This is a genomic window from Yoonia vestfoldensis, from assembly GCF_002158905.1.
GTDB classification, from domain to species: domain Bacteria; phylum Pseudomonadota; class Alphaproteobacteria; order Rhodobacterales; family Rhodobacteraceae; genus Yoonia; species Yoonia vestfoldensis_B.
Genome location: NZ_CP021431.1, coordinates 2,014,624 through 2,027,465 on the forward strand (window position 1 = coordinate 2,014,624; position 12,842 = coordinate 2,027,465).

Annotated in this window: 7 protein-coding genes, 1 tRNA gene and 1 pseudogene; 3 read left to right on the plus strand and 6 right to left on the minus strand. The window is 60.2% G+C overall.

The window, feature by feature from the left end:
• Positions 1-54: 54 nt before the first annotated feature.
• Complete coding sequence (locus tag LOKVESSMR4R_RS09970; RefSeq protein WP_087208013.1) at positions 55-1,335, minus strand: DUF3422 family protein; 1,281 nt, start codon at positions 1,333-1,335, stop codon at positions 55-57.
• Between the two features lie 142 nt (positions 1,336-1,477).
• Between LOKVESSMR4R_RS09970 and LOKVESSMR4R_RS09975 the strand changes: the two genes are divergently transcribed.
• Positions 1,478-2,029, plus strand: a complete 552-nt coding sequence (locus LOKVESSMR4R_RS09975; RefSeq protein WP_087212996.1) for a pseudouridine synthase — start codon at positions 1,478-1,480, stop codon at positions 2,027-2,029.
• A 405-nt stretch (positions 2,030-2,434) separates the two neighbouring features.
• Here LOKVESSMR4R_RS09975 and LOKVESSMR4R_RS09980 read toward each other — a convergent pair whose 3' ends face one another.
• Together LOKVESSMR4R_RS09980 and LOKVESSMR4R_RS09985 are read right to left on the minus strand one after the other, a co-directional pair.
• Positions 2,435-5,107 carry a beta strand repeat-containing protein gene (locus LOKVESSMR4R_RS09980; RefSeq protein WP_087208015.1) on the minus strand — a complete coding sequence of 891 codons (2,673 nt, stop codon included), beginning with the start codon at positions 5,105-5,107 and terminating at the stop codon, positions 2,435-2,437.
• A 129-nt stretch (positions 5,108-5,236) separates the two neighbouring features.
• Positions 5,237-5,516: pseudogene (locus LOKVESSMR4R_RS09985) on the minus strand (integrase core domain-containing protein); the annotation flags it as partial.
• Positions 5,517-6,049: 533 nt separating this feature from the next.
• Between LOKVESSMR4R_RS09985 and LOKVESSMR4R_RS09990 the strand changes: the two are divergent.
• Complete coding sequence (locus LOKVESSMR4R_RS09990; protein WP_204248657.1) at positions 6,050-9,508, plus strand: class I SAM-dependent DNA methyltransferase; 3,459 nt, start codon at positions 6,050-6,052, stop codon at positions 9,506-9,508.
• Positions 9,509-9,766: 258 nt separating this feature from the next.
• Here LOKVESSMR4R_RS09990 and LOKVESSMR4R_RS09995 read toward each other — a convergent pair.
• Positions 9,767-9,842 (minus strand) — tRNA-Thr (locus tag LOKVESSMR4R_RS09995).
• Positions 9,843-9,943: 101 nt separating this feature from the next.
• A complete protein-coding gene (locus LOKVESSMR4R_RS10000) occupies positions 9,944-11,599 on the minus strand; it encodes an ABC transporter permease (protein ID WP_087208019.1) in 1,656 nt (551 codons plus the stop codon).
• Positions 11,600-11,682: 83 nt separating this feature from the next.
• Here LOKVESSMR4R_RS10000 and LOKVESSMR4R_RS10005 point away from each other — a divergent pair, with 83 nt between their 5' ends.
• Positions 11,683-12,564, plus strand: a complete 882-nt coding sequence (locus tag LOKVESSMR4R_RS10005; protein ID WP_087208021.1) for a hypothetical protein — start codon at positions 11,683-11,685, stop codon at positions 12,562-12,564.
• Between the two features lie 4 nt (positions 12,565-12,568).
• On the opposite strand, the gene LOKVESSMR4R_RS10010 is transcribed toward LOKVESSMR4R_RS10005, so the two are convergent.
• A complete protein-coding gene (locus tag LOKVESSMR4R_RS10010) occupies positions 12,569-12,829 on the minus strand; it encodes a DUF2312 domain-containing protein (RefSeq protein ID WP_087208023.1) in 261 nt (86 codons plus the stop codon).
• Positions 12,830-12,842: the final 13 nt, after the last annotated feature.

A 12,842-nucleotide genomic window follows, 5' to 3' on the forward strand; every position in this document is an offset into this window, starting at 1 on the left:
CCCCCTGTTCGCAGGCCGGATCGTATCACCTGCCAAGGGGCTGGCAAGCCTGCATCATTCCATCCGTTTGCGAATCCGGCTGACCATCAGCCAGACCAGCACCAGCACGATCGGCGTGGCGACCGCCGTCATCACGGGTTTGGTGATGCCAAAAGCCTGTTCCAGCGGCGCGGCCATGTAAAGCGCCAGATTGACGGCGTAATAGCTGATTGCGACAACCGACAGACCCTCGACCGTGCGCTGCAGGCGCAGTTGCAGATCGGCGCGCTTGTCCATGCTGGTCAGCAATTCCTGATTCTGCGCCGAGCGTTCGACATCGACCCGGGTGCGCAGCAAATCCCCCGCCCGCAAGGCGCGTTCGGACATGGCGTAAAGCCGCGCTTCGGTGGATTTGACGGTGCGCATGGCGGGGTCGAACCGGCGCATCATGAATTCGCCGAATGTCTGGCGCCCGCCGAACCTTTCTTCGCGCAGGACCGCAATGCGCTGGTTGACGATGGTTTCATAGGCCCCCGCCGCGCCAAAGCGGAATGTGGTCTGCGCAATCGTATTCTCGATCTCGGCCGAGACCTGCAACAAAGATTGCAGCACCTTGGCGGGGTCGGCCATCGACAGGCGCATATCTTCCAGCAGGCTGGTCAGGATCCTGTCGAATTCCGCCATCTTCGGCCCCAGCGAGCGCGCCTTGGACAGGGCCAGCATCGACATCGCCTTATAGGTCTCGATCTCGCACAGGCGTTGGACCACCCGGCCGATCCGGCGGTCATCGACATGCGGGCGGGCAAAGACGGCAAAGCGCATATGCCCTGCCGTATCGATGCGGAAATCACCCGCGATCACCAGATCGTTTTCCACAACCCGGCTGATCGCAAGGCTTTCCGGCACGAACCAATCTTGCGCCTTTTTCAAAATGCCGTCATCGCCATCGACCACCTCGATCCTGATCAGCGCCGATGTCACCCGCGTCCCCGGTGCCTTGGACAGCCAATCATCGGGAAACACCTCGAATGTGGCGGCATCAAAGGGGCGCGAGGCGACACCTTCGCCAAAGACCGTATAGGTCACGAATTCGGTATGGCTTTCCCATTTCAGCTGATGCTTGCCGATGGTGCCAAAATAATGCGTGGCATCGGGCTGCGGATGCTGCGCGCCGAACCGGTCCAGCAGATCGATCAGATGCGCGCGATCCGCCGCACGGTCGCGGCCCGCGGCATTGCTGGCCGGTTTGATCGCCAGATAGGCCGCACGGCTGGGCGCGCCCACCGCCGGGAATGGGCGCGCATGCAGTTCATTCGCCAAAGTATAGCGCTGGGGATGGTCGGCAATCGGCGGCATGGCGGGCGCTTTCACAATCAGGTCACGCCCACACTAGCGTCGCAATTCGCCATGTAAATATAAAATCGTTGATTTATAATTACTTAGTCGCACACAAAGGTATACGGTGGACGGCATGGCGCGGGCCGGGATAGAAAACGCCATGTCGCGCATCGTGCTGTTCAACAAACCTTTTGGCGTCCTGTCGCAATTCACCGATGCGCGCAGCCCCTCGCCCCGCCCCACGCTGTCGGCCTATGTCGCGCTGCCGGGCGTCTATCCTGCCGGGCGGCTGGATCGCGACAGCGAAGGATTGCTGGTGCTGACCGATGACGGGGCCTTGCAAGCGCGGATCGCGGATCCACGCTACAAACTGCCGAAAACCTATCTGGTACAAGTCGAAGGCGCGCCGACCGACGCCGATCTGGCCCCGCTGCGGGAGGGTGTTTTGCTGAACGATGGGCCGACACGGCCTGCGCAGGTGCAGCTGATCGCGCCGCCCGTGCTATGGGACCGCGACCCGCCGGTGCGGTTTCGCAAATCGGTCCCGGATCGCTGGATCGCAATCACGATCAAGGAAGGCCGCAACCGCCAGGTCCGCCGGATGACGGCGCATATCGGCTTTCCGACACTGCGGCTGGTGCGCTGGCAGATCGGCGATTGGACCCTGGACGGGCTGGGCCCTGGTGCCTGGCGCGACACCACGCCGCGGTGATGTCACGACGGGGGGCGCAAGATTTTTCGTCCGAAAAATCTTGCCGGGCAGAAAGGTTTTTCGGACGAAAAACCTTCAGCGCTGCGGGCGCTTTCGTTGTTTATTAACCTCAAAACCGTGTTCTACGGTGCCGGTTGATGTCGCGTTATTAAATGAGGTCAGTTCCAACGAGAGCCTGATTGAGATCAGTCATCACAACAAAGTCACTTTCGTCAGACATTGTCTCAACGCCATCACCTTCGACAAACAATGCGTCATGTGCCGTCTCAGCGTCAAAACCAGCAGCGAGCGTAAACACACCGCTTGTTGCATCGTAGCTACCGTATACAACTTAGGATACCCCGTCTCTGAATTCGTTAAATTGATTCGTGACTAGAAAATCACTCGGCGCAATACCTGCAGTCGTTACATCGAGCTTATCGGTGCCGGAAACAAAATCAGTAATAACATCAACACCGTTTCAAACGTGAAGCTGTCACCAGGCATGATATTAACAGCAGTAACGTCGACGGCACTAGCAACCACGCTCTGATCTTCCGCACTGAAACCTGCAAACGTATCCGCACCTGCGCCACCCGTCAGCGTATCCGCACCTGCACCACCAGTGATTATATTCCCTCCATCGTTGCCTATCAGGCTATTGCTCCCGTCATTGCCGATAAGGGTCACGTCTTCACTTGCGGCCATGTTACGAGCGTCAACGTTTAGCGCAGTTGTGCCAGTATTTTCGCCTGCAGCATCGCTGATCTCAATCGTCTCGACAGTGACGCCCGCATTGAGTGTCAGGGTCTCGTTCGCCGTTGTCGAGGTAAAACGAATTGTGTCTGTCCCAGCATTTCCATCGATATCCTCGCCAGCTGCGTGATCAGCTGCAGCCGCAATGATGAACACATCGTTCGGATTGCCTGTGCCGCCGCCGTCGCTGCCGTCCAGATCATCGGCTCCAGCGCCGCCAATTATTGTTACGCCGTTCATGTTATTCGTATTGGTGATGATGTCGTTGCCTGCAGATCCGACGTAGCTGCCTATGGCTATGACGTCGACCAACATATGAAACCCGCCGGTCGCAGCGTTGGTAACCGATGCAAGCGACATGTCGACACCAGTCGCACCAATACCAGCTGTTACTCGCGCATCTGTGTTGGCTCCACCCAAATTTTCGGTTGCGTTTGTTGCAGTGAATGCGCCGTTCACTGTTGCTCTGACCTTCGCGCCCGCCGCGACTGTGAACACATCCCCAGTCCCTAAGTCGCTTATCGTGTCTGTCCCTGATCCAATAGTGAAGATGTCATTGCCCGCACCACCACTCAGCGCATCATCGCCCTGGCCGCCATCAATCGCATCATCTCCGAATGATCCACTGATCGTGTCGTTGCCGGCTCCGCCAGTTATTGTGTCATTGCCACTTGTCCCCGTAATGGTGCTTGCCAGAACGGCGCCCCCATCGATCGTGAGGCCCACACCAAAATTTTGACCTGAGTAATTGACGGTAAGGTTGTTTGCTGTGATTTCAATTCGCTCGAACTCTGCGAACTGATTGATTGCATTTGGCGCAAAATTTGCCGCGACGGTTAGAATATCCGTTCCATTTCCACCGCGTACGGTCGCATCGTTTTCATCAGCAATCACCGTGTCATCTCCATCTCCGGCACGGATTACGTCATTGCCCGCACCCCCATCGAGGGTGTCATTTCCATCGCCACCGGCGATGTGGTCGTTTCCCGCTCCGGCGTCGATATTGTCGCTGCCGTCGCCGCCAAAAATGAAGTCGACACGATTACCCGCCCCGGAGGTGTCAATTGTATCATTGCCTGCGGTGCCGAGGGTGAATGTCTGCGCCGAGACGGAACTCGTCTGACCATTCGCACGGGCGAACAAGGTGCCTGTGGTGACAACCCCCTGCTGAACCAGCGTGAAAGCATTGCCGCCGACAAGGTTGGCCAGAACGCCACCGCCTGTCACCTCGAGCGTCGCGTCAATATCGGACTGAACGGTGAATGTGTCGGTCGGGTTGTTCACGGACAATACCGGTGCTGGGCCTGCGGGTGCGGGCGGCGCTGGTGGCGTGAAGCCGTTCTCGGCCAGTTGCCGTTCCAAACCTGCCCATGTGTCAAGAGACAGGCCGGGGTTGGCTTGGCCATTCGCGATTGCTGTCGCTGCATCCTTTACCTGGGCATAGAGGTCTGATGGTAACCCAAAGACCGCCCGCGCTTCGGTCGAGGTCAGGTTGCCAACCGCAAGGATACGCTGGTTCACGATGTCCATCGCGCTGTCTATCTCTGCCCGCAGCGCGTCAAAAACAGAAGTGGAATGGCCTGCCGCTTCAAGACCCGCCCGGTATGCGCTCAAAACCGCCCCAATGGTCGCATCCCCCCACAGATCCATCTCGCTCTTGGGGTTTTGGGCGACGTGCTGCACAAGGACCGTGTTCAAGGCGCTAGACGCGATATCAAAGGCTGGACGTGCGTCAAGTCCTGCCCCCTGACCAAGGCCGGTTAATGCGCGGGTGATATTGGCAAGTTGCTGGGCCACATGTTCGGCATCCCGAGCAGCTGCAGTGCTGATATTAGCTGCATCAAACGGATTGTAGCTCAACAGGTCGACTGACAGCCCCAAGGCCTGACGTAGCTCGGCCTCGGACAATGTGGTCTGAGCAAGCACCGTGGTCATTGGCGACATAATTGTTGCCCCTGCCGGCGTTTCCGCAAAAAAGCCTGAAAGCACCCGTCCTGAGGCCGCATCGGTCGTTGTAGCGGTTACTTCACCGGCAAGTCCGGAATCTATCGGTCCTCGCAAACTGAAGGTACCGTCCGCATGCGTTATCGCAAAGCTTTCGCCGGGATCATGCACGCCATTGTCGTTGTCATCGAGGAAGACACGGAAATCATCCAACAGCCCTTTGATAGCCAAGCCACTTACCGTGGTCGTTGCAGCCTCGGTCGAACCTTCTGAGCTGCGGCAAGCGCCAAGCCCCAACGCTGAAGCCATCACGACTGACCCGTTGATGACTTTCTGTTTTTGTAAAGCATATTTGGGATTTGAGGGGTCTCGCTGACGAGTTGGACGATGATATTCCATTGGATCTCCAAATTTTTCCAATGGTTAACAACAAAAAAATAACAAAGGTTACAAAGGCAACAAAGCCCCGCTACCATCGTTCTCTCTGACAGCAGCAGAAAATGCGCGCCGCAACGCGCGCTGTTGACCCTAGATGTTCGGTCCCGGCATCTGGTGGATCGGCTTATGGATGAATCTGTCCGGCTCGGATATCCAGATCTTGCAGATGTCGTCGCAAGACGTGAGACCGCCGAGTGTCTTGAGCCTGCGTGCGAAGTTGTCGGCGGCCATGAAATCCGCCAAATGGATGCGCAGCTGGTCGTGGTCATCGTGATGGAACCGCGTGACTGTTGGGTCTTTGATGGTGCGGTTCATGCGCGACCAGACCGTTGGTCCATGGATGGTTTGGCGTCGTCAGATGGTGCTCGATCCCATTGGCCATTGCCCTCGGACCGATGGCGGACCATGGCTCGCCCTCGCAGATCATGTCGAAGCGCATCGGCCGTGAACAGCCGAAGTGCACCCCGACACGGTGCGCTATTGGGAACGCAAGGCGCGGATCGACCTGCGTGGCTGGGCACCTGACCCTCTGTTGCGGGCGCTGGGCAAGGACGATCTGATCCAGCGCCATAGCGACCCCGCAATCCCGATGGTTGGGGCGTTTTCGCACATTATGCGCGCATGGGGTGGTGCCTTCGCCGACAACGCGAACCACGCCCAGCGCCAGCCAGGCAGCGCACGCACCCGCAAGGGGCACCCTATCGTGCGATGGCGATCAACGGAAAGGGCCGGTGTTTCGCGGTGGCATGACCACTGGCCCCAAGACGCCCGAAGGCCGCGCAGGCATGACAGACGCGCAGCAAGCCGGAATGACTGCCTGACACACTCTATGCGTTTATACTTTCCTTTATAATACAACCAGAGAAAGAATAGGCCGGCATTACCCAGCCTAAGGCCAGACCGTTGCAGATTAACGATTTCATCGACCGTTGGAAAAACTCGGGCGGCAGCGAACGCGCCAATTTCCAGACCTTTGCGAACGAACTCTGCGACGCGCTGGGCGTGCCGCGCCCTGCCCCGGCGACGGAAACCGCGACCGCCAATTCCTATTGCTTTGAACACCTCGTGACCTTCATCCACACCGGCAGCCAGACGCGGGGGTTTGTGGACCTCTACCGCGCGGGCCATTTCGTGATGGAAGCCAAACAGGGCGTTGCAGCCGCTGTGGATGATGCACAACCCGCCCTTCTACCCGACCTGCCCAGTGCCACCCGCAAGGGGCATGGCACGCGCGGCACGCGGCGCTGGGATGATACCATGCTGCGCGCCCGCAATCAGGCGGATGGCTACGCGCGCGCGGTGTCGCGCAAGGATGGCTGGCCGCCCTTCCTGCTGGTGGTGGACGTGGGCCATGTGATCGAAGTCTATGCGGACTTCTCGGGACAGGGCCAAGGTTACACCCAGTATCCAGACGGCAACCGCTACCGGATCACGCTGGACGATCTGCGCAATGAGGCGACCCGCGACCGCCTGCGCACGATCTGGACAGACCCGCACGCGCTCGACCCGTCCAAGATCGCGGCCCAAGTCACCCGCGAAGTGGCTGACAGGCTGGCCGCGCTTGGCAAGTCATTCGAAGGGCAAGGCCACGAACCCGAGGCGGTGGCGCGTTTCCTAATGCGGTGCCTTTTCACCATGTTTGCCGAAGATGTGGAGCTGATCCCGCACAACAGCTTTTCGGACCTGCTGAAACGGTTGCGCGGGCATCCCGAACACGCGGCCCCTGCGCTCAAAGGACTATGGGAAACGATGAACACCGGCGGGTTTTCGCAGGTGCTGACGATCGACCTGAAACGCTTTAACGGGGGCCTGTTCAAAGAGGCCGACGCCCTGCCCCTGTCCAACGTGCAACTGTCGCTGCTGATCGACGCCGCCAGCCGCGATTGGCGCGAAGTCGAACCGGCCATTTTCGGCACCCTGCTGGAACGCGCATTGGATAAGAAACAGCGCCACAAGCTGGGCGCGCATTACACGCCGCGCGCCTATGTCGAACGGCTGGTAGTGCCGACCATCATGGACCCTTTGCGCAGCGACTGGCGCGATGTGCAGGCGGCGGCGCTGACCTTGGCCGCCCAAGGGCGCGACGATGACGCCCGCGCCGCTGTGCGCGCCTTTCACGACCAGTTGTGCGAAATCCGCGTGCTGGACCCGGCCTGCGGATCGGGCAATTTCCTTTATGTCGCGCTGGAGCTGATGAAACGGCTGGAAGGCGAAGTGACCGCCCTGCTGGCCGAACTGGGCGAGGATCAGGCGAACCTGTCGCTGGCAGGCCATACCGTGGACCCGCACCAGTTTCTGGGGATCGAACTGAACCCCTGGGCGGCGGCGGTGGCCGAACTGGTGCTGTGGATCGGCTATCTGCAATGGCATTTCCGCACGCATGGCACGGCATCCCCCGCCGAACCCGTGCTGCGCGATTTCCGCAATATCGAAAACCGCGATGCGGTGCTGACCTATCAGGGCACGCAACCAAGGCTGGATGATGCAGGCGCGCCTGTCACCCGCTGGGACGGGACCAGCACCATTTTGCACCCTGTCACCGGCGAACAGGTGCCAGATGCGGCGGCGCGCGTGGCCGTGCTGGATTACATCAAGCCCGCCCCCGCCAAATGGCCCGAGGCGGATTTCATCATCGGCAACCCGCCGTTTATCGGGGCAAGCCGGATGCGCGACGCGCTGGGCGATGGCTATGCCGAAGCCTTGTGGAAAGCATATCCCAAAATGCCGCAAAGCGCGGATTTCGTCATGTTCTGGTGGGAAAAGGCGGCATTGGCAGCGCGCGCATGGAAACCGGTCACCGACAAGACCCGCGCCAAAGGCACGCGGCGTTTCGGGCTGATCACCACCAATTCGCTGCGCCAGACCTTTAACCGCAAGGTGCTGGAACCGCATTTGGCCGACCCGAAAACACCCCTGTCACTGACCTATGCCATTCCAGACCATCCGTGGGTGGATGCAGGCGACGGGGCAGCGGTGCGGATTGCCATGACCGTGGCGGAAAAGGGCAAGGCCACGGGTCGGCTGCTGACCGTGACCGAGGAAGTCAAAGGCGAGGCAGAGGCCGAAGGCCGCGCCGTGCGCTTTGATATCCAGAAGGGCAAGATTTTCGGCAATCTGCGGATCGGGGCAGATGTGGCGGGGGCGATGCCGTTAAAGGCGAATGATGGAATATCATCACCAGGCGTTAAATTGCATGGTGCAGGCTTCATTGTCACGCCAGCAACAGCACGGGCGCTCGGGCTTGGAACAGTAACCGGACTGGAAAACCATGTCCGAGAATATCGAAATGGGCGCGACCTCATGGCCAATTCGCGCGGCGTTATGGTCATTGATCTATTTGGTCTGACAGCGGCCGACGTGCGCGAACGGTTTCCGGCGATATATCAACATGTTTCGGACAACGTGAAACCCGAACGGGACCAGAATAACCGTGAGACCTACAAGCGCAACTGGTGGATACACGGCGAACCACGCAAAGACCTACGCCCTGCGCTGAAAGGCCTTTCGCGCTATATTGCAACGGTGGAAACGACGAAGCATAGGGTCTTCCAATTCGTTGAAGGGCACACGCTTCCCGACAATATGCTTATCGCTATTGGTCTTAACGATGCCGCTGCATTAGCAGTGCTGACATCACGCTTTCATGTCACATGGGCTTTGAAAGCGGGTGGCACTCTCGAAGACCGCCCGCGCTATAACAAGACAGTCTGTTTCGACCCCTTCCCCTTCCCTGACCCGACCGAAGCCCAGAAGGCGCATCTGCGCAGCCTTGGCGAACAGCTCGACGCGCATCGCAAGGCACAACAGGCGGCGCATCCCAAGCTGACCCTGACGGCCATGTATAACGTGCTGGAAAAACTGCGCGCGGGCGACCGGATCGAAGGCAAGGACAAGGACATCTATGACCAAGGGCTGGTCGGCATCCTGCGCGACCTGCATGACCAGATCGACGCCGCCGTGGCCGACGCCTATGGCTGGCCTGCCGATCTGTCCGACGATGACATCCTGCACCGCCTTGTGGACCTCAACCGTACCCGCGCGGCAGAGGAAGCGCGCGGTCTGATCCGCTGGCTGCGCCCAGAATACCAGAACCCCGCCGGTCACGCCGCGACCGTCAAGGCCGACCAAGGTGCGATGGACCTTGGCCCTGCTGTCACCACGGCCAAAGACCCCTGGCCCAAAACCCTGCCCGAACAGATCAAGGCCGTCCGCGCCGCCCTGACCGACATGGGCGAAGCGACGCCCGAACAAGTCGCCCGCCAATTTGCCCGAGGCCGCGCAAGCACGGTGCAACCCCTGCTGGAAAGCCTGACAGCACTAGGTCAGGCACGGCTAACGGATAAAGGGCGCTTCGCCGCGTGATGGCTGACCCGGTGGCGCGACTGTCGCAAGCACCCACCTGTCGATCGCATGGGGGGCCGAATCCTTGCGCCGATCCATCTAGGGACCGATGCGGCAAGGATATTGCGCGCAGCCACAAAATGGGGATTTCCCTGAATGCAGGGAAAATTCCTTTCCCATAAAGACGGGTAACCAAACGACACAAAGGATATTTAAGGGATAAGCAAAGATTACCCTAAGATTTTATCCATCAATATCATATAATTATTTGGATTTTAATGGTGCCCCCACACGGACTCGAACCGCGGACCTACTGATTACAAATCAGTTGCTCTACCAGCTGAGCTATAGGGGCACTGGTCGGGGCGTGCCCCGGTGGCGGGCGTATAGCAGGGTGAAATACACTCTGGCAATGCCGATCTGGTGGAAAATGTGCAAAATCTGCGCGCGACGATATCAGCGGTTCGCGCGCGCCAGCAAGATCACCGCAGCCAACCCCACCAGCGTGATCATCAAGGCGGCCGGGGCGGCCTCGGACAGGTTTTCCAGCACTGCCTTGGCATGGACCCGCGTGGCCAGTGTTTCATAGTTGAAAGGCCGCAGCAGCAGGGTTGCGGGCAGCTCTTTGACGATATCGACAAAGACCAACAGCAGCGCCGATCCCAGTGACGCGCGCACCAGCGGCAGATGCACCGCGCGCAGGGTTCCGCCTGCGGTGCGTCCCAGTGACCGCGCGGCCATCGGCAGGCTGGGCGATACCCGCCCCAGCGCCGCATCCGCAGCGCCTTGTGCGATGGCAAAGAACCGCACGACATAGGCCAGCACCAAGGCCGCGGCCGATCCGGTCAGGATCAGGCCGGGGTCGCTGAACCCCGCGGCCACCAAAGCATCGGCCAGCCGGTTGTCAAAGGCGGCCAGCGGCACCAGGATGCCAAGGCCCAGCACAGCCCCCGGCGCGGCATAGCCGATGGCCGTGACCGGCATCAGCAGCGCAGGCAGCCGGTGGCGCGACATCCGCACGCCATAGACCATGAACACCCCGCCCAGGACAGTCAGCACCGCCGCGATCCCACCGACCGTGACAGTGTGCAAAACCGCCCGGCGCAGCCCCGGGGCCAGCCATGTCTCGGCATCAAGCGCATGGCTGCTGATCACCACCACCGGCAGCACGAATCCCATCAGCACCGGAAAGAGGCAAAGCGCGGTCACGCCCCAGGCCTTCCAGCCGGTCAGCGCTTCGGGTGCGACCGGCCTTGCGCCGCGCGCAGAGCCAAAGAAACGGATCTTGCGACGGCTTAGCTTTTCGGCCAGCACAAGGATCACGATCACCGCCAGCATCGTGGTCGCAAGCTGCGCCGCCCCGCCCAGATTGCCCGCCTGCAGCCAGACCGAGAAAATCCCGGTCGTCAGGGTCTGCACGGCGAAAAAATCCACCGTGCCGAAATCATTGACGGTTTCCATCATCACGATGGCGACGGCGGCGGCGATCGCAGGGCGCGCCAGCGGCAGCCCGACCCGCAAGAACCGGCCCCAGGCCCCTGCCCCCAGCGCGCGGGCCACCTCGAAAGCGGCCCCCGATTGTTCGCGAAAGGCCGCACGCGCCAGCAGATAGACATAAGGATAAAGCGCCGCGCTTAGCACCACGATGGCCGCTTCGCGGGTGCGGATCGCGGGGAACCAGTAATCGCGCGGGCTGGTCCAGCCAAAGGTTTCGCGCAATGCTGTCTGCACAGGGCCTGCATATTCCAGAAAATCGACCAGCGCATAGGCCCCCACATAGGCCGGCACCGCCAGCGGCATCAGCAAGGCCCATTGCAGCACCGCACGGCCGGGAAAGCGGTACATCACCACCAGCCAGGCCGTGCCGGTGCCCACGACAGCCGTGATCGCCCCCACACTGAGCATCAGCACAAAGGTGTTCGACAGATAGCGTGGCAGCGTCGTGCTGATCAGATGTGGCCAGATATTCTCGGTCGGTGTCAGCGCAAACCAGATCACCGCAAGGATCGGCATCATCACCGTCGCCGCAATCACAAAGGCGCCGACCGACCAAGGGTCGATCCGGCGTCGTCTGGGGCGGGGCAAGGAAATCTGACTTATTTGATCGGACATGAAAACCGGCTTAGTCGAAACCGGTTTCGCTGTCCAGAATGCGCCTGATACTGTAAAGCAGGGCAAAACGCCGGGGACCGCTTATGCAGATCGCTTTTCATATCGGCGCGCATTGCACCGACGAGGACCGTTTGCTGAAATCGGTGCTCAAGAATGCGCAGATCCTTGCCCAGCAAGGCATTGCCGTGCCCGGACCCGGCAAATACCGCAGCCTGATCCGCGAGGCGATCCACGGGTTGGCCGGCAATGACCTGCACCCCGACACCCGCGATATCCTGCTGGAAACGATCACCGATACCCAGACCCCGCGACGATTGGTCCTGAGCAACGAGAATTTCCTCTGCGTGCCGAACCGGATCTATGAACATGGCGTCTTTTATCCGCAGGCCGAAACCAAGACCCGCGGCCTGCACCGGCTGTTCCCCGAGGATGAGATCAGCCTGTTCATGGCGATCCGCAATCCCGCAGGTTTCCTGCAAGACAGCTTGGCCCGCATCCAGCAGACCCGTATTGACGCCAACCTTGGCGTACTGGACCCCGAAGAGATCCGCTGGTCGGACGTGATCCGCCGCATCAAGCAAGGCGCGCCGGACACATTGCTGACCCTGTGGTGCAACGAGGATTCGCCGCTGATCTGGGATCAGCTGATCCGCCGCCTGTCAGGGATCGACCCGCAAAGCCCGATCACCGGCGGCACCGACCTGCTGGCAAGCCTGCTGGACCCCGAGGGGATGGCGATCCTGTCGGATAGTCTTGCCAAGGCGCCGTTTGACAGCGATGCCGACCGCCATGACATGATTGCCGCGATCTGGTCCGAACATGCCCGCCCGGATGTGGTCGATCAAGACATCGAGCTGCCCGAACTGGACGCCGCCAGCGTGGCCCATCTGACAGCGCTTTATGAACAAGACCTTGCGGTGATCGATGCGATGCCGGGGGTCGAATTGCTGCTGCCGTTCCGCTGATCTGTCAGGACATGCCCAGCGCGGACATGTAAAGATCCATCACGGCCTCTTCTTCGGCCAGATCATTGGCGTCGCGTTTGCGGATCGCGATGATCTTGCGCAGGACCTTGGTGTCATAGCCGCGCCCTTTTGCTTCGGCCATCACCTCTTTCTGGGCATCGGCGATGTCTTTCTTTTCCGCCTCTAGCCGTTCAAAGCGTTCGATGAACTGGCGCAGCTCTTCGGCGGCGACGTTGGATGTGGTCTCGATGATTGAATCGGTCATGGCGCTCTCCTGC